Source organism: Paenibacillus sp. J22P165 (assembly GCF_059692015.1).
In genome coordinates, this window is record NZ_JCAUAP010000011.1 from 90,513 (window position 1) to 114,936 (window position 24,424).

Annotated in this window: 20 protein-coding genes; 3 read left to right on the top strand and 17 right to left on the bottom strand. The window is 46.0% G+C overall.

What is annotated here, in order from left to right; translation table 11 throughout:
- Positions 1-100: 100 nt before the first annotated feature.
- From dnaK to gpr, 10 genes are all read right to left on the bottom strand, one after another.
- A complete protein-coding gene (gene dnaK, locus AC58QM_RS26540; protein WP_497287809.1) occupies positions 101-1,939 on the bottom strand; it encodes a molecular chaperone DnaK in 1,839 nt (612 codons plus the stop codon).
- Positions 1,940-2,008: 69 nt separating this feature from the next.
- On the bottom strand, positions 2,009-2,572 hold the full coding sequence (gene grpE, locus AC58QM_RS26545; protein ID WP_497287810.1) for a nucleotide exchange factor GrpE: 564 nt from the start codon (positions 2,570-2,572) through the stop codon (positions 2,009-2,011).
- A 57-nt stretch (positions 2,573-2,629) separates the two neighbouring features.
- Positions 2,630-4,171, bottom strand: a complete 1,542-nt coding sequence (locus AC58QM_RS26550; RefSeq protein ID WP_497287811.1) for a TCP-1/cpn60 chaperonin family protein — start codon at positions 4,169-4,171, stop codon at positions 2,630-2,632.
- Entirely contained in the window at positions 4,168-5,196 is a 1,029-nt protein-coding gene (gene hrcA, locus AC58QM_RS26555; RefSeq protein ID WP_497287812.1) for a heat-inducible transcriptional repressor HrcA, read from the bottom strand. Before hrcA ends, AC58QM_RS26550 begins: the two co-directional genes overlap by 4 nt.
- 110 nt (positions 5,197-5,306) lie before the next feature.
- Positions 5,307-5,780, bottom strand: coding sequence for an N-acetyltransferase (locus tag AC58QM_RS26560; protein WP_312886367.1), 474 nt, complete (start codon positions 5,778-5,780; stop codon positions 5,307-5,309).
- Between the two features lie 141 nt (positions 5,781-5,921).
- A complete protein-coding gene (gene hemW / locus AC58QM_RS26565; RefSeq protein ID WP_497287813.1) occupies positions 5,922-7,073 on the bottom strand; it encodes a radical SAM family heme chaperone HemW in 1,152 nt (383 codons plus the stop codon).
- Positions 7,074-7,172: 99 nt separating this feature from the next.
- Entirely contained in the window at positions 7,173-8,987 is a 1,815-nt protein-coding gene (gene lepA / locus AC58QM_RS26570) for a translation elongation factor 4 (protein WP_497287814.1), read from the bottom strand.
- Between the two features lie 73 nt (positions 8,988-9,060).
- Positions 9,061-9,453 carry a DUF3679 domain-containing protein gene (locus tag AC58QM_RS26575; protein ID WP_497287815.1) on the bottom strand — a complete coding sequence of 131 codons (393 nt, stop codon included), beginning with the start codon at positions 9,451-9,453 and terminating at the stop codon, positions 9,061-9,063.
- 29 nt (positions 9,454-9,482) lie between these two features.
- Entirely contained in the window at positions 9,483-10,718 is a 1,236-nt protein-coding gene (gene spoIIP / locus AC58QM_RS26580; RefSeq protein ID WP_497287816.1) for a stage II sporulation protein P, read from the bottom strand.
- A 185-nt stretch (positions 10,719-10,903) separates the two neighbouring features.
- Entirely contained in the window at positions 10,904-11,902 is a 999-nt protein-coding gene (gene gpr / locus AC58QM_RS26585) for a GPR endopeptidase (protein ID WP_497287817.1), read from the bottom strand.
- Positions 11,903-12,185: 283 nt separating this feature from the next.
- On the opposite strand from gpr, the gene AC58QM_RS26590 reads away from it, so the two are divergent.
- Positions 12,186-12,866, top strand: a complete 681-nt coding sequence (locus AC58QM_RS26590) for a DNA-binding response regulator (RefSeq protein ID WP_497287818.1) — start codon at positions 12,186-12,188, stop codon at positions 12,864-12,866.
- A 460-nt stretch (positions 12,867-13,326) separates the two neighbouring features.
- Positions 13,327-13,578 carry a 30S ribosomal protein S20 gene (gene rpsT, locus AC58QM_RS26595; RefSeq protein ID WP_056609803.1) on the top strand — a complete coding sequence of 84 codons (252 nt, stop codon included), beginning with the start codon at positions 13,327-13,329 and terminating at the stop codon, positions 13,576-13,578.
- Positions 13,579-13,646: 68 nt separating this feature from the next.
- On the opposite strand, the gene holA is transcribed toward rpsT, so the two are convergent.
- The 6 genes from holA to AC58QM_RS26625 all read right to left on the bottom strand — a co-directional run bounded on the left by holA (position 13,647) and on the right by AC58QM_RS26625 (position 20,874).
- Positions 13,647-14,666, bottom strand: a complete 1,020-nt coding sequence (holA, locus tag AC58QM_RS26600) for a DNA polymerase III subunit delta (RefSeq protein ID WP_497287964.1) — start codon at positions 14,664-14,666, stop codon at positions 13,647-13,649.
- 208 nt (positions 14,667-14,874) lie between these two features.
- Positions 14,875-16,092, bottom strand: a complete 1,218-nt coding sequence (locus AC58QM_RS26605; RefSeq protein ID WP_497287819.1) for a zf-HC2 domain-containing protein — start codon at positions 16,090-16,092, stop codon at positions 14,875-14,877.
- Positions 16,089-16,637, bottom strand: coding sequence for an RNA polymerase sigma factor (locus AC58QM_RS26610; RefSeq protein ID WP_310226843.1), 549 nt, complete (start codon positions 16,635-16,637; stop codon positions 16,089-16,091). The genes AC58QM_RS26605 and AC58QM_RS26610 overlap by 4 nt, the downstream gene beginning before the upstream one ends.
- Before the next feature lie 265 nt (positions 16,638-16,902).
- On the bottom strand, positions 16,903-19,476 hold the full coding sequence (locus AC58QM_RS26615) for a DNA internalization-related competence protein ComEC/Rec2 (RefSeq protein ID WP_497287820.1): 2,574 nt from the start codon (positions 19,474-19,476) through the stop codon (positions 16,903-16,905).
- 244 nt (positions 19,477-19,720) lie between these two features.
- Positions 19,721-20,233 (bottom strand): deoxycytidylate deaminase, encoded by a 513-nt coding sequence (locus AC58QM_RS26620; protein WP_497287821.1) that lies wholly within the window; start codon positions 20,231-20,233, stop codon positions 19,721-19,723.
- Positions 20,234-20,337: 104 nt separating this feature from the next.
- The gene (locus tag AC58QM_RS26625; protein ID WP_497287822.1) at positions 20,338-20,874 is read right to left on the bottom strand and encodes a ComEA family DNA-binding protein; all 537 of its coding nucleotides are present in this window, start codon (positions 20,872-20,874) and stop codon (positions 20,338-20,340) included.
- A 191-nt stretch (positions 20,875-21,065) separates the two neighbouring features.
- On the opposite strand from AC58QM_RS26625, the gene comER reads away from it, so the two are divergent.
- Complete coding sequence (gene comER / locus AC58QM_RS26630; RefSeq protein ID WP_497287823.1) at positions 21,066-21,899, top strand: late competence protein ComER; 834 nt, start codon at positions 21,066-21,068, stop codon at positions 21,897-21,899.
- Between the two features lie 28 nt (positions 21,900-21,927).
- On the opposite strand, the gene leuS is transcribed toward comER, so the two are convergent.
- On the bottom strand, positions 21,928-24,387 hold the full coding sequence (gene leuS / locus AC58QM_RS26635) for a leucine--tRNA ligase (RefSeq protein ID WP_497287824.1): 2,460 nt from the start codon (positions 24,385-24,387) through the stop codon (positions 21,928-21,930).
- Positions 24,388-24,424 lie beyond the last annotated feature (37 nt).

Here is a 24,424-nt window from a genome sequence, read left to right on the forward strand (position 1 = left end):
AAAGCCACGGAGAACCTCCCCTTGGCTTTGACTCTTACGTTAATTGATAACAAACAGTGTTTAAAGAACTTCTTTAAACTTCTATTTAGTTAGAATATGTTTATTTTTTAGGTTCGTCAACTACTTCGTAGTCAGCGTCAACAACATTTTCTCTGCCTTTAGGAGCTTCACCTGCGCCAGCATCAGGACCTTGGCCTTGATCTTGGGAAGCTTGCTCATATAATTTAACAGACAATTGTTGAATCACTTCTGTTAATTCTTCTGTTGCTTTTTTGATCGTTTCAAGATCGTTGCCAGTAAGAGCAGCTGTTACTTTCTCTTTTGCTGCATTCGCTTTGTCGATCTCGCCTTGGTCAACTTTGTCGCCAAGATCTTTGATCGTTTTGTCAACGGAATATACCAATTGATCAGCTTCGTTACGAGCTTCTACAAGCTCTTTACGTGCGCGATCTTCTTCAGCATGCGCTTCCGCGTCTTTCACCATTTGTTCAACTTCGCTATCACTCAAGCCGCTGGAAGAAGTGATCGTGATTTTTTGGCTTTTGCCTGTTCCTTTATCCAAAGCAGACACGTTAACGATACCGTTCGCATCGATATCGAAGCTAACTTCGATTTGTGGAACGCCACGTGGAGCTGGAGGAATGTCACCTAGCATGAAGCGGCCAAGTGTTTTGTTACCGCTAGCCATGGAGCGCTCACCTTGAAGTACGTGAATCTCAACGCTAGTTTGGTTATCTGCGTAAGTGGAGTACACTTGTGATTTCGTAGTAGGAATCGTTGTGTTGCGGTCGATCATTTTCGTGAATACGCCGCCTGCTGTTTCGATACCAAGGGAAAGTGGTGTTACGTCTAGAAGAACAACGTCTTTTACTTCACCAGTCAAAACACCAGCTTGAACAGCTGCACCAAGGGCAACAACTTCATCCGGGTTAACACCTTTGTGTGGCTCTTTACCAATCAATTTCTTGATTGCTTCTACAACCGCTGGAATACGTGTGGATCCACCAACAAGAACAACTTTATCGATTTGGCTTGTGGACAAACCGGAATCTTGAAGTGCTTGACGAGTTGGTCCTAGTGTTCTTTCAACAAGTCCAGAAGTAAGCTCATCGAACTTCGCACGTGAAATATTCAACTCCAAATGCTGAGGAACGCCGTCTGCTACCGTGATGAACGGAAGGGAAACTGTCGTTGTCAAAACACCGGAAAGTTCTTTTTTGGCTTTTTCAGCAGCATCTTTCAAACGTTGAACAGCAGCTTTGTCTTTGGAAAGGTCAATGCCTTGCTCTTTTTTGAATTCAGCAACGAGGTAATCCATAACAACTTGGTCAAAGTCATCGCCGCCCAATTTGTTGTCGCCGCTTGTTGCTTTAACTTCGAAGAAACCATCGCCTAGCTCAAGGATGGATACGTCAAATGTACCGCCACCAAGGTCATAAACGAGAATCGTTTGATCTTCTGTTTTTTCCAAACCGTAAGCAAGTGCTGCTGCAGTTGGCTCATTGACGATACGAAGAACTTCAAGACCAGCAATTTTACCAGCATCCTTCGTCGCTTGACGTTGGCTGTCGTTAAAGTAAGCAGGAACCGTGATTACCGCTTGTGTAACCGTTTGGCCAAGGTAAGCCTCCGCGTCTGCTTTTAGCTTTTGCAGGATGATTGCAGAGATCTCTTGTGGCGTGTAGTCTTTGCCATCAATATGCTCCTTGTGATTCGTACCAATGTGACGCTTGATGGAGCTGATTGTTTTGTCTGGGTTTGTGATTGCTTGACGCTTTGCTGTTTCACCAACAACACGCTCGCCATCTTTTTTGAAACCTACAACGGAAGGCGTTGTACGGTTACCTTCTGGATTTGGAATTACGACGGCTTCTCCGCCTTCCATAACGGCAACGCAAGAATTTGTAGTACCTAAGTCAATACCAATTACTTTACTCATGTAAAGATGCCTCCTTATGTTCCCCTAGGAACGTCATTAGTTTATTTAATGTTAAAAAGATAAGATCCCTTATACGCTAACTTTAACCATGGCTGGTCGGATGACCTTGTCTTTGAGGATATAGCCTTTTTGCAATTCTTCAACGACGATACCTTCTTCATGCTCCTCAGACTCCACTTGCATCACGGCTTGATGGAATTCAGGATTGAAAGGTTGACCAACAGCTTCGATAGGCTTAAGCCCTTCAGCAGTTAATAGTTGATCGATCCCGCGGTACGTCATATCCAAGCCTTTGGCCAATGCGTCGAAATCCTTCGTCTCTTTACTTGAAGACAGCGCGCGATCAAAGTTATCCACAATCGGTAATAGCTGTTCAATCAATTTAAGCGAAGCGTATTTCGCGAAATCTTCCTTCTCCGCTCTTGCACGGCGACGGAAGTTGTCGAAGTCCGCTTGAACGCGTAATAAACGCTGATAGTTTTCTTCGGCTTGCACACGCGCCTGTTCCAATTCGCTATTCGCTTCCTCGGTAACGATTTCCTCAACGACTTCTTGCTCTGTCGTTGATTCATTCTCGGCTGCGTATGTAGTGTTAATGTCTTGTTCCACTGTTTTGTTATCTCCAGTACTCAATTGTCCTTCACCTCCTAAACATAATACACGACATATTTGGGTTTAGTTTGCCCATAATTAATTCTCTTCAAAAGGTTGCTTCATCTTGATCACTGTATGGATACGCAGTACCGCGGCAGCAACTTCACCAGCCGCTTGCAGCGCGTGAATTTTCACATCTGTCGGATCCATGATCCCTGCTTCCACAAAATCCGTGATCAGCCCCGTATCGCAATCGATACCTAGGCTGTCCGTATCCTGTTCTAGCTGGGCCGCTTTCAGCTCTTCAACCTTCTCGAGCGGATTGTAGCCTGCGTTCACTACGATTTGTGACAATGGCTTGCGCAGTGCTCCCGCGACAGCGGCCACACCAAAGCCCTCCATGCCCTTCATCGTCTCGCGCACACGCTCCAGATCATGCGCGACGGCCATCTCCGCTGCACCGCCGCCGGGTAAGTACCCGCCGCGCACGGCGGCTTGAACGGCTGACGCAGCGTCCTTCGCGATGCGCGAGCGCTCATGCGCCGCTTCGCGCGTCGCAGCGCCAACGATCACGGTCACGTGCTGCTCGCCGTGACCCTGCGCGACGCGCACGCGCTCCAGCCGCTCGTCATACGCGGCATAGCCCGCGTGTCCGAGCGCAGCGCTCAGCTCCGGCGCGCTCTTACGCAGCGCCGTGCGCCGCACCGGCCTAGCGCCGGTGTGCTCGCTCAGCAGCTGCAAGTCCCTGCGGGACAACCGCTGCAGCACGAGAATGCCATGGTCGGAGCAAAACTGCTCCGCCTCTGGGTCAACCCCGCGGTCTGATGCAATCAGACCGACGCCAAGCTCCAGCAGCAAGCCTAGGGAGCTGCGGAAGTGCTCTCGGAGCTGCATGTAACGCTGGAAGCCTGCCTCGGTGACCAGCGATTCCTCGCTGACCGCCTCAGGCTCCAGAGCATCATGCAGCACGAGGATGCGGGCATCTCGGCGCTCCTGCTCGAGATGCAGGTTCATCGGCTTCTGGTTCAGCAGAATGCCGGTCCAGACCTCACTGCTCGCTACTTCGTGAGCGAGCACGCTGTCCGCGAAGCGATAGCCCTCTTCGCGCAGCTTCGCCTCACCAACGGCTTCGGCTGCTTGGATAACAAGCTTAGCGATATCCGTCTGCTCTCGCCCTGCCGTGTAAGCAATACGCTGAAGCGCTCGATCTGCGAGACCAGTGATTTTACGACTGCGCCCCTCTAGACTAGCTACGGCCAATTCAATCCCTTGCAGCATACCAGTGACAACCTTAGCTACTGGAACACCTCGCGTAACTTGGGCAACACCTTCTTGCACCATCGCGCCAGCTAGCACAGTAGCTGTTGTCGTTCCATCGCCAATCTGCCGTTGTTGACTGCGAGCAACTTGAATCATCAATCTCGCTGCTGGATGCGTAACATCCATTTTTTCCAATATCGTCACACCATCGTTGGTAATAATGACATCGCCTTGGCCACCGACCAACATTGTGTCTAGCCCCTTAGGACCAAGGGTTCCTTCGACTGCCGAACAAATCGCCCGAACTGCCGCGGCATTATTGACTAACGTAGAGTACCGTTCTTCACTTTCACCATGCATGGGTTTGACTCCTGTCATTTGCCATACCAACGTCCTAGGACCAGTTCCATATGTTTCGATAGATGTTCCATTAAACCAATGACTCTACCGTATTCCATTCGAGTAGGTCCCAAAATACCAATCGTTCCAAGCGGCGTACCGGCAATGGAGTATGAAGCTGTGATTAAGCTGCAATTCGATATGGCTTCAATACTATTCTCAGCACCAATTTTTATCTCAATGCCTTCATTTGACGGAGTAAATAACTTAATGAGGGTTGGCGCTTCTTCCAGCAGATCAAAAATGCTCTTCACTTTCTCCACATCCTTGAACTCAGGCTGTGTGAGCATATTCGTCATGCCACTGAGGAAAACACGGTCCTTCTCATCGCTTTGCAGAACACTCTCAACCATACCAAGAAGCTCTTGATAGCCAGTCACATATTTGCTTAACTCATTTGATATCTCATTGTAGAGCTTTGATTTAAACTGAACTAGCGGCACATTCTTAAGCCTCGTGTTCAAAATATTAACGACTTTCTCGATCTCTGACATCGGAATGCCTTCCGGGATCGTGACCGTCTTATTCTCAACATGACCTGTGTTCATCACCAGGATGGCAACAGCCGTTGAATCCGAGATCGGAATGATCTGGATATGTTTCAATGTCGTGCTAAACACTTCAGGACCGAGCACAATAGAGGTGTAATTCGTAAGACTGGAGAGCATGCCAGCAACGTGCTGAATAACACCTTCCATCTCTTGAATACGCTCTGCGAAAGCACCCTTCATAGAGTCCAAATCATGACTATGCAAGGAGCCGTGCTTCAACAAATGATCGACATAATAGCGATAACCCTTGTGTGAAGGAATACGACCTGCGGACGTATGAGGCTGCTCAAGATAGCCCATTTCTTCGAGATCAGACATTTCATTACGTATGGTTGCTGGACTAAAACCAACATTCCCACGCTTCGAAATACTTCGCGAACCAATTGGCTCCGCTGAACGAACGTAATCATCAATGATTGCACTTAAAATCATGCGTTGGCGCTCTGTCAACATGAGTACCCCTCCTCCTCACTTCTCACTATTTGCCACCTTCGTTAGCACTCGTATTTAGTGAGTGCTAAATCCTAATACAAAAATAACAGACCCTAAGGTCTGTTGTCAAGTCAATCCAAACGTTTAAGTACGGCGATTTCATCGCAGCAATACTGTTTTTTGCAATGCATGCAGTCTCTCCAAACCTTCTCAGGAAAAATCTCCTTCGGAACGAGTGTAAAGCCGTTTTTTTGGAAGAACGCCACTTCATAAGTAAGTGCCATAACTTTAATAATTCCTTGGCTTCTTGCCTCTTCAACTAAGAAGTCAACAAGCTTGCCGCCGATTCCTTGACCCTTGTAGCCAGGCGTCATCCCAAGTGAGCGAATCTCAACCAGATCTGGCCCCAACCTCGTCAGTGAACCGCAGCCTATTAATAGGCCATCGAATTCAGCGACAACAAACGTATCAATTTGATCTTGGAGCATTTCCCTGCTCCGCGGCAGCATGATGCCTTGCTTGGCATACCCCTGTATAATTTCAAAAAGCTTATCGATATCATCCACCGAAGCTTTTCTTACGGACACCGTAGTTGATGTATTCACGCTTCCCCACCCACCATTCGCACAAAAATGCATAAAAGCCACGCTAGCGCCCTGCGGCTTTCCGCTGTTTCGCTTGTGGATTCATGTATAAATATACAACGAAACGTATAAATGCACAAGCGTTTTTTGCTTGATATTGGTTTAGCTTAAGAACGAGGCGAAGACTTCATTTCCTAACAAAATACCGTGCTTGGACAAACGATAACCTTCTGGCGTTTGCTCAATCAGCTTCTTGTTGATCCAGCTTTGCAGTGTAGTTCCGAAGTGGGCTTCGATCGTCTCTCCGAATTGATCCATGAAGTCCGTGCTACGCACACCTTCTAGCAATCGCAGTCCAACCATCATAAAGTCTTCCATGGCTTCTTGCGGCGTAACGTCGAATTGCTCCATGATCGGTAATCCCAGCTTCGTAGCATCAATGTAAGGTTGGATGCCCTTCACATTCACATGACGCTTACCATTCATATACCCGTGTGCACCTGCGCCTAATCCGTAATAGGAGCGATTACGCCAATACATCGTATTATGTCTGCTCTCGCGGCCAGGCTTGGCAAAGTTACTGATTTCATATTGCTTGTAACCCGCACTCTCCAATCGGCGCATAATGAGTTCGTACATATCGACTTCCTCATCTTCACTTGGGAGAGGCAGTTGATTTTTGTTGAATAAGGTGTGGAATAAGGTGTTTTCTTCTACTTTCAAGCTGTAGATTGAATAATGCTGTAAATCAAGAGACAGCGCCTCATCCAATGTTGCCTGCATAATTTCCACGGTTTGCTTTGGAAGTCCGAACATCAGGTCAATCGATAAATTATCAAAACCTAATTTCTTCGCATTGGCAATGCTTCTGTGCACATCATCTGTATTATGAATACGGCCGATCGCCGCAAGGATGTCATTGTTAAAAGATTGCACACCGAAGCTAATACGATTCACACCGCCAGCTTTCATCACTGCCAGCTTATCTTCGTCCGTTGTTCCTGGGTTAGCTTCCATGGAGAATTCTACTTCCGCGCTATCCGCCGGGAAATAAGTTCGAACAATCTTGAGGAATCGCTCCATTTGATCTGGCAAAAGTACGGTTGGCGTTCCGCCACCAACAAAGATCGTCTCCACCTTTTGTGGCGGATTGTTTCTTACGGTAAGCTCCATTTCACGCTCAAGCGCATCTAAATATTCCATCACAGGCTGCCCTTTGAGGACGTAGGAATTGAAATCACAATAATGACATTTGTTTGTGCAAAAGGGGATATGAATGTACACCGCTGTTGGCGTTGTATAGTTAACTAACATAAGGGGTATTCCTTTCTATCTTTCAAACTAGCCATCTCTCCATTGAGAAAAAGCCAAGGGACAGCGTATGCTGCCACCCCAGCTTTTCATTCCATGCATCTATTCGTCGATTTTCAAAACAGCCATGAACGCTTCTTGTGGCACTTCTACACTACCGACTTGCTTCATGCGTTTTTTACCTTCTTTTTGCTTGTCTAACAATTTACGTTTACGCGAAATGTCTCCGCCGTAACACTTGGCAAGTACGTTTTTACGCATCGCTTTAACAGTCTCACGTGCCACAATTTTTTGTCCGATTGCCGCTTGAATCGGCACTTCAAACATTTGCCGCGGGATAAGTTCCTTCAGTTTATCACAAATGATTTTGCCACGGTGATAAGCCGTATCGCGGTGAACGATAAAGGACAATGCATCCACCTGCTCCGAATTGAGCAAGATGTCCATTTTAACCAGATTGGATTTCTTGTAGCCGCTAACTTCATAGTCAAAGGAAGCATATCCCTTCGTCCGTGACTTCAGCATATCGAAGAAATCGTAGACAATCTCTGATAATGGAATCTCATACGTCAATGTTACACGATTCGTATCCAAATATTCCATGTTCAAGTATTCGCCGCGCTTACCTTGGCAAAGCTCCATGATTGTACCTACATAATCGTTCGGCACGATCACGGAAGCTTTTACATAAGGCTCTTCTACGAAGTCAATACGTTGCGGATCTGGGTAATTAGATGGGTTATCAATCTCCATGACATCACCATTCGTTAATGTGATGCGGTAGATAACGCTTGGCGCTGTCGTAATCAACGGAATGTTGAATTCACGCTCGATACGCTCCTGGATGATTTCCATGTGCAGGAGTCCTAAGAATCCACAACGGAAGCCGAAACCAAGTGCCGTAGATGTTTCAGGTTCAAAACGCAAGGATGCGTCATTCAATTCAAGCTTTTGCAACGCTTCGCGCAAATCGTTGTAATCTGTCGTTTCAATTGGATACAATCCACAGAATACCATTGGATTGATACGACGGTAACCTGGCAGCGCATCCGGTGAAGGGCGATCTGCTTCCGTTACCGTGTCACCGACACGGGTGTCTCCAACATTTTTAATACCAGCAACGATGAAACCAACATCTCCAACCTCAAGGGAAGGAACGGATGACATTCTCGGTTTGAACGCACCAACCTCAATAACTTCAAACACTTTGCCTGTCGCCATCATTTTGATTTTGGAGCCTGCTTTGATCGCACCATCTACAACACGTACGTAGACGATTACCCCTTTGTAGCTATCATAATGGGAGTCGAAAATCAAAGCTTTCAAAGGTGCATCAGGATTACCTTGAGGTGCCGGTACCTTTAAGCAAATTTGCTCAATGATTTCTTTAATACCAATACCCGCTTTAGCTGAAGCATGTACCGCATCACTAGCGTCAAGTCCGATCACGTCTTCGATCTCTTGCTTTACTTTATCCGGGTCTGCGCTTGGTAAATCGATTTTATTAATAACAGGTAAAATTTCTAAATTATTTTCCAATGCGAGATATACGTTCGCTAGTGTTTGAGCCTCAATCCCTTGAGCCGCGTCAACAACCAACAAAGCGCCTTCACAAGCAGCAAGGCTTCGTGATACCTCATAGGTAAAGTCTACATGTCCTGGTGTATCAATCAAGTTAAGGATGTAATCGACACCATCATCAGCGCGGTAAGCCAATCTCACCGCTTGAAGTTTAATCGTAATTCCGCGTTCACGCTCCAGATCCATCTGGTCGAGAACCTGCTCTTGCATCTCACGAGAAGACAATGCACCTGTATATTCCAGAATGCGATCAGCTAGTGTTGATTTTCCGTGATCGATATGAGCGATAATTGAAAAGTTGCGAATTCTTTGTTGTCTTTCTCGAATGTCCGTCATGCTAAAGACTAACCCCCACTACATGCAAATAATTTTCATTATAGCAGTTGTGGGAAGTCGGAGCAATGCACAGCTAGCCTTTGCCTAAAACAGCATCAAACAAGGAGATGAACAATTTAATAGCATGATGGGCAGTTATTTGTAAAAACTCACCTAATTTATTGCCCACACGGTTCAGTGAATTATCTTGAATGACAACAGGGTCCGTCTTTGGTTCATCAACTTGTTTGCCTTTTACCGTTGTGTTTTGAACAGCTGATGTTGGTGTTGGTGTAGGTTTGACTGCCGTTGTTACTACCTTACTTGGTGATTTGGTTGGAGCAGCCTGTGATGATGCTTTAGAGGAAGGCTGAGGACCTTCAATACGTTCCATTCCGCTGGATGCTAGACTGACGCCGAACAAGATACAAAATAGCAGCAAGAGTCCAAACAATCCAACCTTGATATAAAAGTGCCTCAGCCTCATCACATTTCCTCCTCTTATTGTATGCCGGTTTACGATTTTTTCGCTGTATCCGCCGGTGCATCTACTTTCTTCGCGTTCAAAATAACTTCCGATATCGCTTCGGCCAACCAATCCGTTGCCCGGTAGCATTCCTCGAGGGTATTGTAGGGACCGCCCACTTCGATCAAAATGCTGTTAGGTGAAATGTTTTGATTATACAAACCATTCCCCTCACTAGCCTCTTTCGCATGAATCCCTTTGGAGACACCTGGATGCTTCGCTTCCAGCACTTGATGAATTTTGCTTGCAAATTCCTCGTTCTTTTTCCAGTTTGGATTTTTCCCGCCGATGATAAAGTATACCTGCGCAACTTCCTTGCCATCGATCGTAGCCGTTGTTTTATTACGTGCGCCTGAGTCGCGATGAATATCGAAGAAATAATCCAAATCCTTGTGCGAAGTTACTGCTTCTTGGAGCGTTTTGGCGGAATATTTGTAGGAGTACGGATATTCAAAGCCTTTAACTGTGCTCGGATAAACGGTTGAGGAATGCACAGCACCAATGCCATCTCTCTCAAGGTTCTGAGCTAACCGTTGCCCTACGGAGATGATATTCACTTTATCGCTATAAGCTTTGTCTGGATCTGTCACACCTTTAAGCTCGGGAAGAAATGACTCATTACTATGTGTTTGATAGATAAAAGCAATATTATCGCCAGCGGTTTTCGGTGGTTGACCAACTGCACTCGGAGATGGGGACGCACTGCTAATCGGCGTTGGTTCTATAGATGGAGTCGGAAGTGGTGGATTTTTGGCTTCTGCCTCCAAATTATTCGAGCCTGGATTGAAATCATATGGCGCACTGGGATTATTTTCGCTCCCTTTCACCAAGACCGTGGATTTCGTCAAATCCATACCAGGCACTTCACTTGCGACAAGGCTTTTGGGATCACTTGGATTAATATTGGTCATCATTTGAAAAGCGAAGTGAAATACATTATGTTGGGAAAAGGTAAACTTTTTCTGATCCTTATTTAAATGAGGGACTTCCATACCCAACATATCGATGAAAAACTGATTCGTGACAGATGCAGCAAGACCTTTCATGGAAGAAACCGGCGACGTTGTTGACATTAATCTACTTTGCAGGACGCCACCAAGACCAATGAGTACAAATAAAGCTAAGGTCGAGGTGCTGAGTACCATAAACGTTTTTCCGACGGAACTGGCGCTCTGAAAGGTTTTGCGAACTTGGCTGAAATTCCATGTGGCTGATGTCCATTTCATAGTTTCCATGCCTCCTAAACTATCTTAATTCAATCTATGAAACGAGCCCGAACGATAGAACTAGTTTCGCTAGATTTTTTTGATAGAGAAGGATGAAAAGGGAATGATAGAGCTCTAATGAGGGCCACAGTAGAACGGCAAAAAAGAACTGCCACCACGCCAGTGGGTTCAGTTCTTTGCTTGAATTAATGGGTGTAGGCTGCCACATTATCGACATCTACAGCGTCATGTAAAGCCGCATTCAGGCCGCTAGCGATAATATTGGCGATATCCTCAATAAACTGGTCAATCTCCTTCGGCGTAACGAGTAGATCGTGTCCTACGGGGTTTAGCACCTCTTTGACAAGCTGCAATCGCTCATCTTCATTGATATTATCTAGAAGTCCAAAAATTTGACCCGTATTACTCGTTTGGCCGCTAAAATGCTTCTGCATGAGATCAAAAGCATTGTTTACAATCGTCGAGGCATACACAACCGTCGGTACTCCAATCGCAATAACAGGAATTCCTAGATTCTCCTTAGTCAAGCCTTTGCGTTTATTTCCGATGCCTGAGCCAGGATGAATGCCCGTATCCGCAATCTGTATGGTCGTGTTGACACGATCCAAGGATCTAGAGGCGAGCGCATCTATGGCGATGATGAAATCAGGTTTAGATTTATCTACAATTCCTTGTACGATATCGCTGCTTTCAATCCCTGTTGTACCGAGCACCCCTGGTGCAACAGCACTTACGGCTCGATAACCTGGGCTCACATCTTCGGGAACCAGTTCAAAGTAATGCCGCGTCACCATAATATTCTCAACGACTAAAGGACCTAAGGCATCCGGGGTTACATTGCCATTTCCCAGTCCAATAATAAGTGCCTTCGCATTCTTAGGAATGCCGACATGCCGCAAAAACTGCTCAAACTCTTGAGCTAGTTTGGTCGCTACGCGATCCTGCAGCTGGCTGTCTTTTTCCCGGAGCGCAGGTACTTCAATCGTTATATAATGGCCCAGAAGCTTACCAAGCGCTTTGGACCCTTCTTCGTTCAGGACGTTGATTTTGGTGACGCGTATCCCGTTTTCCCGTGTGAACTCTTGTTCAATACCAGGAATTGGCTGCCCCTGATTGGCTGCATGGGCCATATCCCTTGCATCAAGTGCAAGGTCGGTCTGTGTGTTAAATAAGCCTAAGTCCATTGGAGGTCCCCTTTCATACTTGCGCTGTATTGTTTATTGTGTGACAAGTAGGAGTCGCTTATTCAGGTGGGGGCTACTGGGATATAAGATGGGGAATAATGAAGATGTCAGATTCATGATAAAAGTCTACTGAAAGACTGTTGTCAGAAACGACCGGTGATGTTATTCTCAATGTAACCTAATCGAATAGATTTGCATTTTCAAACGCAAAGCATGCGCCGTTTCCATAACTCTTAGGAGTTGTGGGACGGCGCTATTTTATTTTCGGATGGAGCGTGATGTAATGACATTGAATCCGTTTGACAGTGCTCACCAAGAATGGCTGAATGGACATTTGAGTAAAAGGAGTGGTGAAGCACTACGAAAATTACAGACTGGTCATGCGTTTGCTGAGAAAGAATTTCTCCGTTCACTGTGGTGGAAGGCTTTCGGACACTTTACTTACTTGCATCCCGAGTATGAGATTGTTGATTACGCAGACGGCAAAAGATATCTCGACTTTGCTTATATCCGTTCTGGTATCCGAATCACCTTTGAGATCGACCCGTTCGGAACTCACTATGACAAGCTTGATCGCAGACAATACTCAAATCAATTGGTGCGACACATGCACTTGGTGAATGATGGTTGGATCATCGTGCGCATTAGCTTGGATGATATTCGAGAACGTCCACGACTGTGGCAGGCGCTACTCCAGCAGCTTATCGGAAGCTTATTCGGGGAACACGACTATTTTGAAAGTCAATTAAGCAGTCGGGAAAGAGATATTTTACGATTGGCCTTAAGACTGGATCGCCCCATTAAACTCGCGGACGTCAAAGAAGTGCTACAATGCGGATATGATACGGCAAGAAATCAAATACGACTCCTAGAAGATAAAAAATGGCTTCGCCCTGAAGTCAAAGGCGTTGCTAGAGTGCACTCTTGGCTTGTAGATACGACTCGGAAACCGCCATTGTTGTAACCCTGTTTTGTTTCCCACTATACCCCCGTCCTGCAAACCATTGTGCATCGAACATGCACCCTTCCCACCCCACGTAGTCCGAAATTGACCAACTAAACTAGTTATCCGCGGCAATAATCCTTGATTAGTCCTAAAAAACCAAACTAAATCGTCTAAATCTGCTCTCAGGCAAGGAAAGTGGTTAATTAAGCAGACAGAATCTGACTAATGGTTTTTTTTAGAGTGGAAGCTACAATTTAGTTCGGAGATATCGGACTACTGCTGTTTTCGGTGGGAATAACGGTTCGCGGCGATGATGGAGCTATTCTAACACTGCAGTAAACATCAATACCTAATAAAGACCACTGAAAACCTATTGACAGCTCTTGCATTTTGAAATATTGCGTGGTAGAATACTTTAAGTTGTCAGCACACATATAAATGTAAGTTGAACGTGTTCTGTAAGTAGGAGGTGAATTTCATGCCAAACATTAAATCCGCTATTAAACGAGTAAAAGTTAGCGAAAAGCGTCGTCTTCGCAACGCTTCCCACAAGTCCGCTTTGCGTACTGCTGTGAAAGCTTTCGAAACAGCTTTAACCCCTGAAGCTCTAGTTTCTGCTTCCAAGAAATTAGATAAAGCTGCTTCTAAAGGTTTAATCCATAAAAATGCCGCTAACCGCAAGAAGTCCCGTCTAGCTAAAAAGCTAAACGCTCTTTCGGCTCAAGCGTAATACACGGACATAAAGCAAAAGACTAATTCTCCTAGGAGTATTAGTCTTTTTTCCATTAACATCACTTCTTAGGCTGCCAGCCTAAGAAGAAATAATTCAAGACCCAAGACTTTGTCGATTTTTCCTGTTTTCATCTGCAAATCAAGATCAGCTAACTCGCCCATAATGCGGCTCAGCTTGTCCCCATCGTACTTCCGCGCCTGCCCCTCAGCTACTTTTACGGCAAAAGGATGCAAACCAATCTGTGAAGCCATCTGTTGCTGCGAATAGCCTTGCTTCCCCAATTCTTTGACCTGCAGCATGATGCGGAACTGTCTGGCGATCAGTGAAGCGATCTTGATAGGCTCCTCACGCTGCTTCAGAAGCTCCTCCAAGATGACGAAAGCCCGTTCCAATCGTACATTCACAATATCTTCGATGAGAATAAATACGTTCTGCTCCGTGCTCCTCGCAACCAACTGATCAACGACGTCCGGTGTTGCTTCACCTTGTGCACCTACATACAGTGAAATTTTCTCTAGCTCAGCCGATAACGATTGCAAATTACCACCTGTATACAGAATCAACTGATCCGCAGCCCCGCCAGTGAAAGTAAACCCTAGCAGACTAGCTTGCTTAGCTACCCAATGCGTAAGTTCCTCTGGGCTCAAGGATAGGAACGGTACGGCGGCTTCCATGTCTTTAAGTGCTTTTACAATCTTTTTACGCTCGTCCAATTTATCAGCATCCAATGTGAACACCACAACCGTATGCTCCGCGGGAGATTTCAAATAAGCCGTCAAACGATCCATATTGTGCTCAAGCTTCGTATTTTCCTTTGCACCTGTGAAAAATAGCGCATTTTTCGCGATAACCAATTTCTTCGGCACCATGAAAGGTAACGTTTCAGCGTCATCTAAGGCAGAGGAAAGCGGCATTTCACTCAAATCGAACTTACTCACGGCGAATTCTCGATCTTCTGGACCCATTAAGGAATCCGTTAAAACCTGAATAAATTCGCGCATTTTATATTTCTCAGGTCCGTAGCATAAATAAACGGGAGCTGGCCGGCCTGCTTGTATATCTTTCAATGCTCTCTTCGCGTCCATCGCTGGCATTCACCCCTCCCGTTCATTTTACCAACAACAAAGGGATTACGTCAAAGTCCGAAGACCTTGCAGCAATCCCTTCGCCAGTCTATTTAAACACCGATTTAAGGCTCTAGAAACCTTAGCTCGTGTGGATGAATGAACTGTTCTCTATTCTTCTAAGATAGTTTACGCATGCGCTAACCTTTTGGTGCATCATTTCTTATTTTTATTTATTGACTTCTGTTTTGTCATTCAGGTTAATAAGAAAAGTTTGGAGCGTTCCTTTGCTTGTCACTTCATAAAACATCTTATCATCCTTAGACCATTCCAACAGCGTGATCTGATCCTGTGCCTCCCACACATGCTTGGAAACAAATACGATTTCTAGCGTGCGGCTATTTCGAATGACAACATGCGCATCTTCGATCTTTGCCTCATACATACCCGATGTAGACTTCAGCACGCCTTCTTGAGGAATGGCTAAAAAGGACATGCCTTGACCGCTATTTGTACGCTCTGTACCGGAAGGGTCCACAGAAGGCTCTTGGGTTGTTTTCTTGGTTGGCGACTCCGTTGACTTAGGTTCCAACGTTGATTTCGGTACAGATAAGCCTGCCGGAGGCGTATTTACATCTGCATTGGGGTCCGTTTTATCAAGCTTATTGGATGCGTCCACTTCCTTCAAACGCTCTGGCGGCGTAGTGGAAGGTGAAACCTGTGCACCTTGCAACTCGCTTCCGCTTGCTGGTGAGGTAAATACGCCTGGTTTCTCTAGTTGCGCGTTGGTGGTAGCCTGAGGCGTATTCCCACTGCCTGTTGATGACTCCGCATTGTCTGTTCCTTTTACTAATGAATCCGTCGTTGGAGTGTTAGGTGCACCTCCATTAGCTGTGGCATCCACCTGATTCTTAGCGATGGGATCCTGCGCTTGCATGCGATTCATCTCTGCCGCGGCTCTAGGACTATCATCTTTAGCGCCTTTAGAATCAGAGCTAACACGAGACATCAGTTCGTCCGCATTCTGTGTAGCAGGATTCTGCATATTAAATGCAAAGAACCCAATAATCAATCCCGCGGCAACAACGCCACTTGCGAATTTCCACGAGAACTGTTCTTTAAAACGATTCAAACCTGAGCGTTTTGGCTCACCTTCTACTTCTGCCCTTGCAACCAGTGTTGGGAACGTAACGACATTATCCAACTGTGGCGTCTCTTTTTGTTTATCCAATTCAAGCAGTTGCGGCAATATTGAATCAACCAAACTGAAAGGTGGCATAACTTTAGGAAGCTGGGACAATTCGCTCGAAAGGGCCTTCAGACGTTCAAACATCTGGGCACAGTCCAAACAATGCATTAGGTGAGCATGCAGCTCATCTTCCTCTTCTGGAGCTAAATCTCCATCTAGCTGTCTTTGCATGTACATCATCACCTCTTGACATTTCATCCCCGAACACCTCCTTTCTGATAATCTTGGAGTAACGCCTGTAAGGTGTGTCTAGCTCGGAATAAGTAAGACTTCACCGTATTTAGTGGTAAGCCTAGCGATTCTGCGATTTCATGATACGAAAAGTCCTGCAAATAACGAAGAACAACCACAGTGCGATGGTGTTCGGGAAGCTTTTCAATAGCCTCTCTAATATCCTGAGCTAGATAGCCCGTCAATATTTCCTGCTCTACATCATTATCAGCTGTAAACGTCATCTCATGCTCATCCATTGAGACCGTTGGCTTCGCTCTGCGAAATTTATCGATGCAGATGTTCGTAACAATCCGCTGTACCCACGTTTTGAACAAGGCTTTTTCTTCATATGAATTAATTTTGGTATAAATGCGGATCAGTGCTTCTTGAGAAGCATCCAGCGCATCCTGTTCATTATTCAGAATATAAAAAGCCGTCCGATAAACGTGAGACTCAATCTCTCGCAATAGGGTAATGAGCGCATCACGGTCACCGGCTTGTGCTGATCTTACCAGTTCGGGTGCTATCACTGGGATCCCTCCCCCTTGCAATCTTATAAACGCAATCGCTTCTCATAAGGTTGCAATCTTTTTAGAATAAATATATTGGTAGTTGCATCTATCAGAATAACAAAAAATGAGCGATATAACACCTTTTAGACGTAAAAAACAATAATTTGTTTCAATATAGCTTAAGATTCCGAAAATTACAAAGAATAAGCCTTAACCACGCCTTCCCTCAGGGGAAAATCGATGCTAAGGCCTCTATGGGATCAAGCAAATACTACAAAGTCTATTACTCTATCTTCATTCGGGTAAAAATCCCCTCTTTCCGAACTTCCATCTGAACTTCGCCCATTCGGTCTGTACGAAAAATACCCGCTTTAGCGCTAACTAAATGATCAATGATCTCTGGCGATGGATGTCCATAAGTATTCATTGCACCAACAGAAATGACAGCAACAGCTGGATTCCAATAGGCTAACCATTCTGGGGTTGTCGATGTTTTGCTGCCATGATGAGCAACTTTAAGAACATCAATATGCTGATTAGCTTTAGCTGCTACTGATCCTCGAGATAAATCGTTGGCAATCAGCCCTGGGTGATTTTGTAAATATTCAAGGACAGCGGCTTCAGATTCTTTTTCCATATCCCCCGTAAATAACCACCGAGTTCCTTGCATGTCAAGCAAGAAAACCACCGATCTCGCATTCTGTTCTTTGACAATTTCAATCTCTGTCTGATTCGTTTCAAGTGGATAAATCACCTGTAATCTCGTTAGCGGATCGATCGTGATCCAATCCGCCACTTGTGCGGGAAATAAAGGAACTTCCTTTTGCACAAGTGTCGAGAATAAGGTTGTCACGCTAGTACTTTCTTTAAACGTTCCATTAAATACAAATTGTTTCACTGGAATTTGCTCAATTACCGCCTGCAGCCCACCGCTGTGGTCGGCATCCTCGTGAGTAAGCACGACCATCTCCAGACGATGTATACCTCGCTTCTTCAACAGTGGCACCAGCGTCTTTTGCCCCACTTCAAATGGATCTTTACGATTTTTCCACTCATCCCCTGCTTTGCGGAACAAAAGTGTGCCACCACCATCAATTAATAGATGCTTGCCATACGGTGTTCGAATAAGTATCGCATCTCCTTGTCCTACGTCAATAAATTGCACAACGCCTGTGCGTTGAAAGCGATTTGGTGTATAACCGATCCATAAAAGTATAAGAAAACTGCCTATGGCCAGGAGTAAACTTAGCTGTACATGTCGCTTTTTTGTATTCTTGCCGCTGCCACGGTCGAGCATGATAGGAAGCTCGTCTGTAGCACTTACGTGGATGCGATGCCATAGAACATAAATAAGTATCAAAAAACCGTAATAAAAGTAGATCCACGGAATACTTGGAGATGGCCAAATCATTTTGAGATAAGGTATTTGTTGGAGTTGATCCGTAATCCAAAATATGGCTCGATTCAGCCATGAAATCAGTAGGCCTAATCTCTGACCTAAGGGGATATAGAGCAAACCGAGTGCGAGCGCAACCAAACCTGCCGGAAACACGATCATACTGATGACTGGCACTAACACAGCATTTGCTAACCAAGACAACAAAGAAAATTGATTGAAATAATAAATCGAGACTGGGAAGGAAACCGCTTGGGAGACAAGTGTAATTGCAAACGTATTTCTGAGTGTCGGAGAGGTTAGGAAAGGTGAGAGTAATATGGTCACTCTTTGCACACCTAGGATCAGTCCAAGTGTTACTAAGAATGACAGCTGAAAGCTTACATCGAGTAAAAAATAGGGCTCCCACACAAGCATCGCCCATGCAGCAACAGCCAGAATGTGCAGCACTTCTTTCATTCCTCCACGCCGAGCTGCGTACAGTGCAATCATTGACATGAGTCCCGCTCTGACAATAGAAGGTGATGCGCCTGTAACGAGGACGTAGAACGGGAGTAGACACATACAGATGAGCAGATAAGTCTCTTTAGCCATTCGGAAACGGCGTAAGACCCAGATGCACACGCCCAGAAATACGGCAATATTTAACCCTGAGATGGCTAAAATATGTGTTAATCCCAGCTCCGAAAATTGCTGGAAGCGGTCAGGATCCAGATCGTCCGTGAGTCCGATCAGCATGCTTTTCATAAACCCCGCTTGCGACGCGGGGAAGATCACGTCCATGCGCCTGCTGAGAGCAGCGCGCAGCTCGTCGTTCCAGCGCAGAAGCTGGACGACGCTGAAGTGCGCAGCCGCAGGCTGCACTTGCGCCTGATCCACCCCTTTGGCTGACAGCAGCCAATGCGTGTGGTGAAGGCGCAAATATCGGCGGTAGTCGAAGCCGCCGAAGTTGCGTGCCGGGGACGGGCTGCGCAGCGTCCCCGTTAGCGTCAGGGCGTCGCCGCGGCGCCAGCCCGACGCCACTGCCTGCTGCGCCTGCTCCATCAGGCGCAGCGAGACCTGCACGCTTTCCCCGCCGAGCGGGAAAGCGGCGGTTTCGTTGAAGCGGACGGACTCCGCTTCAAGGGTAAAGCTAGCCCTGTCACCGTCGATGGTGACAGGGCTAGCGAACCGGCCGAGCAGCGTGACCTCGCTGCCGGCCTCGCCTACCTGCTGCTGCTGCGCCAGCGGCAGGGCGGTGATGTTGCGCTGGTCGGTCCCTTGATAATAGCCGTAGGCTATTACGACCAGCAGCAGTGCACCCAGCGGCTGCCGGCCAGGCAGGCGCAGCACGTAGATGGCGACGAGCGCGGCTACCAGCAGCGCGCTCGTCGTCCAGGACAGCCATGGAAGCTCGGTATAAATAGCAAGCACATAGCCACTTATCCACAGACAGCACCCTTGAACAACTGGTCTTTTCACGGTAGAGTCCTCTCCTTCTTTTTACATTTTCGATTTCAATATCCCTCATACAATTACGAGACATCTCGATTTTTCCATGTACCTGTATGTTTTCTTCGAAAAGGAACACACGTTCTCTATCGTAACCTAGAATGTTGCCGTGTATCCGTCCTATTTCCCCGCACAATCCCAACAAAAAAACCTCCCCCTAGCGCACCACAACGGCTGCTTCTAGAGAGAGGTTCTTCCCCTCATAACGCGCTATTCAGTTCACAACCTCGGATAAGGTTCCTGCAGGCGGTTCATACGTAGTCATCTGTCGGAATGACATTCCTCTAGCTTCCATCAATTGACTAACCTTCTCATGATCCTTTGGATATCCGCGATGAAACACAATCTCGGTTACACCGCTGTTAGCCAACATGTTTGCACAGGTCCAGCAAGGTTGATCCGTCACATAAACGGTAGAGCCCTCACGATCCTCACGATCGGTAAACAACAATAAGTTCTGCTCAGCATGGATGGTGCGTATGCAACGGTGCTTACGTACGACCTCCTCGACATCGGCTACAACCTTCAATTCGATCTCTTCCACAAGCATGCAACCCGCTTCCGTGCAATCTGCCACGCCCATTGGGGCTCCGTTATAAGCTGTACCAAGTAACTTTTTGCCCTGTACAAGAACTGCTCCAACATGACGACGATTACACCTAGAGCGTGTGGAAGCCATATATGCAATATCTAGGAAATACGTATCCCAATCTTTTCGGATGCTCATGATGCTGGACTCCCTCCTGGTGACTCGGTTTGTCTAGTTACTCTATTCGAATGCAAAACTATTTCTAGTATTTTCTCACATTTCACTAGAAATGAAAAGATGAGCTAACTTGGCGCCACAAATAACAAGCCCCTGAGCTTCTCGAACATTTTCTCACCAATACCTTTCACATCCATTAGTTCTTCGACTCGCTTAAAGCTTCCAATCTTCGAACGATGCGCAATAATCGCTTTGGCCTTACTTTCACCGATCCCCGGCAACTTATCTAATTGTTCTAATGTAGCCGTGTTCAAATTTAGTAGCCCATCTCTCGTATCTGTAGTTGTGTTTCCACTCTCTGTAGAAGTTATCGGTTTTTCAGAAATTGCCGTCGATGCTGGACTTTCTTTCGGGGGTGCCAGACTCGCCTTTGGTGTTGTCGTGGCATTAATAGTAGCAACTGAAGTCGCTTTCGCTGCCTTTTCTTGTTGCTCACTAGCGGCTTGCCCGAGTAATGCTTCCATCTGTGTATTGATCGGCATAAACGCTGTTTGAATGGATGATTGCCCTCCACGGAGAAATGGCCAAACAACCCAAACAAAAAGCGAGATAATGCCAAGCAGCAGCAGGATTCTCTTCATTTTATTTCCAATAAAATCCACAAACGACCTTCTTTCTTAGCATATTTGCGCATGGGCAACCATATACATGAAAAAGCGTCCCAATGACTACACGACGAATTGTTGCGCTAATTTGATAAAGCTAACCTCAAGCCATGCATTTAAAGCTGTGTGACCATGCTTATCGGTTGTATTTTCGTATAAAGACTGATTTTATCGGGAGGGATTACTTGATGAAAGCTGGATTCATCGGTACTGGGAGTATGGGAAGTATACTGATTGAAGCATTCATTCATTCCGGGGCATTCAATCCCGAGCAAATTATCGCTAGCAATCGAACATTACGTAAAGTTGAACTTCTTGCGGAGAACTATCCTGGCTTGCAAGTGGCAGAAACCAATCGTGAAGTCGTGCGCGGAAGTGATTTGATTTTCCTATGTGTGAAACCTTCTGAATTTAAAAAGGTTATTGATGAAATCAAAGAGGACGTGCTTTCCTCTCAATTTATAATATCCATCACGAGTCCTATTCTGATTAAGCATTTGGAAGGTCTTCTCCCGGCTAAAATAAGTAAAATCATACCGAGTATCACGAACTACGTTTTAAGTGGTGCTACGTTATGTATTCATGGAAATCGTATGCAGCCTGAAGATAAAGAATGGCTTGAAAATATTTTCACACATATCTCGACACCTATTCGTGTATCTGAGAATTACACGAGAATTTCATCTGATTTATCGAGTTGCGGCCCTGCTTTTCTAGCTAGCTATATTCAAGCTTTTATTGATGCTGCGGTGGAAGAAACGGGTATTTCAGCTGAAGAGGCTACACTGCTTGCAAGTGAAATGACTTTAGGTACTGGGAAATTGCTGACAACGGGAGGCTTCAACCCCATCAGTTTACAAAAACGGGTATCGGTTCCTGGAGGTATAACGGCGGAAGGTTTACGTATTTTGGAAAAGGAACTTTGCGGAGTTTTCTCTCAAGTGATTAGTGCTACACATGCCAAATATGAAGAAGACATTGAGAAGGCTGAGCAGCTTTTTACCATAAAGCAAAAGCAGTAGCCTTCCCAATGCTTGCATCTTTCCGTTCTTAACCTACAACGATATTGACTAATTTACCTTTAACAACAATCAATTTGCGAACGGCCTTTCCGGCGGTCGCTTCTTTGACTTTGTCGAGTTCAAAAGCCATTTTTTCCATTGCTGCTTCATCTGTATCTTTGGAAATCATAACACGTTCAACGATTTTCCCATTGATTTGCACGACGATTTCAACTTCATTATCAACAGTCCATGCTTCATCATAAGCTGGCCATGCTTCGTAAGTAATCGATTCTACGCCGCCTAATTTCTCCCATAGCTCTTCAGCCAAGTGAGGTGCTAGTGGCGAAAGCATCTGTACGAAGTTTTTCACTGCTTCTAATGGCAAGCGTTCTGTTTTGTACGCTTCATTGACAAAAATCATCATTTGGCTAATCGCTGTGTTAAAGCGAAGCGCATCGAAGTCTTCCGTAATCTTCTTGATGGAACGGTGCCACGTACGTTTGAATGTATCGCTGCCTAGCGTCTCATCCGCGCTAATTTTGGCGTGCACTTGACCATTATCATCAACGAAGAGTCTCCATACGCGATTCAAGAAACGGTAGATCCCATCTACACCTGTTGTATTCCACGGTTTTGTCGCTTCCAACGGCCCCATGAACATTTCATAAATACGAAGTGTATCCGCACCTTGATCACTCACGATATCGTCTGGATTCACAACATTGCCGCGAGATTTACTCATTTTCTCCATGTTCTCGCCAAGAATCATCCCTTGGTTTACAAGCTTATGGAACGGCTCTTTCGTGTGTACAAAGCCAAGATCGTAAAGTACTTTATGCCAGAAACGCGCATACAGCAAGTGAAGAACCGCGTGCTCCGCTCCGCCAATATACAGGTCAACTGGCAGCCATTGCTTTTGCAGTTCATCCGAGCAGAACGCTTGATCATTCTTTGGATCGATGAAACGCAGGTAATACCAGCAGCTTCCCGCCCATTGCGGCATCGTGTTCGTTTCACGGCGAGCTTTCATACCTGTTTCTGGATCAATTGTATTGACCCACTCAGATACGTTAGCAAGCGGTGACTCACCTGTACCGGATGGTTTAATTTCATCTACTTGCGGAAGCAATAGTGGCAATTGATCCACTGGAACTGGCTTCATCGTGCCATCTTCAAGGTGAAGAATTGGAATCGGCTCACCCCAATAACGTTGACGGCTGAACAGCCAGTCTCTCAAACGATACGTTACTTTGCCGCGGCCTTTGCCATTTTGCTCTAACCAAGCGATCATGTGGCTGATGCCTTGCTCAATGTTCAATCCATCGATTGGACCTGAGTTCACATGTTTGCCATCGCCAGCGTAAGCTTCTTTCTCCACATCTCCGCCTTGCACAACTTCGATAATTGGCAAATCAAATTGCTTCGCAAATTCCCAGTCACGTTGATCGTGCCCTGGTACCGCCATGATTGCCCCTGTACCGTAACCGCCAAGCACGTAATCTGCGATCCAGATTGGCACTTTCGTGTCATTCACTGGATTGATGGCATAAGCACCTGTGAACACGCCTGATTTGTCTTTCGCCAAATCGGTACGCTCCAAGTCACTTTTGCGTGAAGCTTTCTCTTGATATTCTTTAATCGCAGCCGTTTGCGCTTCTGTGGTAATCTGCGCAACAAGTTCATGCTCAGGCGCCAATACACAATAAGTTGCACCGAAAAGTGTATCTGGACGCGTTGTGAAAACCGTTAGGCTTTTCTCCGCATGGCCTTCAATCGCGAACTGAACCTCTGCCCCCGTTGATTTCCCAATCCAGTTGCGCTGCATATCCTTAATACTTTCGGACCAATCCAGTTCCTCAAGATCCTCAAGCAAACGCTCTGCATACTCTGTAATTCTCAAAATCCACTGACGCATCGGCTTCCGAATAACCGGATGGTTACCACGTTCGCTTAATCCGTCAATAACTTCCTCATTCGCAAGAACCGTACCTAGAGCTGGACACCAGTTAACAGGCACTTCGTCGACATAAGCAAGCCCTTTATTGTACAACTGGATGAAAATCCATTGTGTCCATTTGTAGTACTCCGGATCTGTCGTACTAATCTCACGATCCCAATCGTAGGAGAAACCAAGTGACTTAATTTGACGACGGAACGTATCAATATTTTTCTTCGTGAACTCACGCGGGTCATTCCCTGTATCTAGGGCATATTGCTCCGCAGGAAGTCCGAACGCATCCCAGCCCATTGGGTGAAGCACGTTAAAGCCTTTCATCCGCTTGAAACGGGAAACGATATCTGTCGCTGTATAACCTTCTGGATGCCCTACGTGTAGCCCCGCACCTGATGGGTATGGGAACATATCCAAGGCATAAAATTTCGGTTTATCCGAATTTTCTAGTACTTTAAATGTTTTCTTCGCATCCCAGTATGCCTGCCATTTGGGTTCAATCGATTGCGGATTGTAGCCTTGCTGCTCTTTCGTTTCTTTCAATTCCTGTGTCATACCTTCCATGCCTCCTTAAAATGCTCTATTGCTCATG

Bases quoted from the DNA above. Each gene is read 5' to 3' on its own strand.
- dnaK (WP_497287809.1), bottom strand. From the start codon at position 1,939: ATGAGTAAAGTAATTGGTATTGACTTAGGTACTACAAATTCTTGCGTT.
- AC58QM_RS26550 (WP_497287811.1), bottom strand. From the start codon at position 4,171: ATGACAGGAGTCAAACCCATGCATGGTGAAAGTGAAGAACGGTACTCT.
- hrcA (WP_497287812.1), bottom strand. From the start codon at position 5,196: ATGTTGACAGAGCGCCAACGCATGATTTTAAGTGCAATCATTGATGAT.
- hemW (WP_497287813.1), bottom strand. From the start codon at position 7,073: ATGTTAGTTAACTATACAACGCCAACAGCGGTGTACATTCATATCCCC.
- lepA (WP_497287814.1), bottom strand. From the start codon at position 8,987: ATGACGGACATTCGAGAAAGACAACAAAGAATTCGCAACTTTTCAATT.
- AC58QM_RS26575 (WP_497287815.1), bottom strand. From the start codon at position 9,453: ATGAGGCTGAGGCACTTTTATATCAAGGTTGGATTGTTTGGACTCTTG.
- spoIIP (WP_497287816.1), bottom strand. From the start codon at position 10,718: ATGAAATGGACATCAGCCACATGGAATTTCAGCCAAGTTCGCAAAACC.
- gpr (WP_497287817.1), bottom strand. From the start codon at position 11,902: ATGGACTTAGGCTTATTTAACACACAGACCGACCTTGCACTTGATGCA.
- AC58QM_RS26590 (WP_497287818.1), top strand. From the start codon at position 12,186: ATGACATTGAATCCGTTTGACAGTGCTCACCAAGAATGGCTGAATGGA.
- rpsT (WP_056609803.1), top strand. From the start codon at position 13,327: ATGCCAAACATTAAATCCGCTATTAAACGAGTAAAAGTTAGCGAAAAG.
- holA (WP_497287964.1), bottom strand. From the start codon at position 14,666: ATGGACGCGAAGAGAGCATTGAAAGATATACAAGCAGGCCGGCCAGCT.
- AC58QM_RS26605 (WP_497287819.1), bottom strand. From the start codon at position 16,092: ATGAAATGTCAAGAGGTGATGATGTACATGCAAAGACAGCTAGATGGA.
- AC58QM_RS26620 (WP_497287821.1), bottom strand. From the start codon at position 20,233: ATGAGCATCCGAAAAGATTGGGATACGTATTTCCTAGATATTGCATAT.
- comER (WP_497287823.1), top strand. From the start codon at position 21,066: ATGAAAGCTGGATTCATCGGTACTGGGAGTATGGGAAGTATACTGATT.
- leuS (WP_497287824.1), bottom strand. From the start codon at position 24,387: ATGACACAGGAATTGAAAGAAACGAAAGAGCAGCAAGGCTACAATCCG.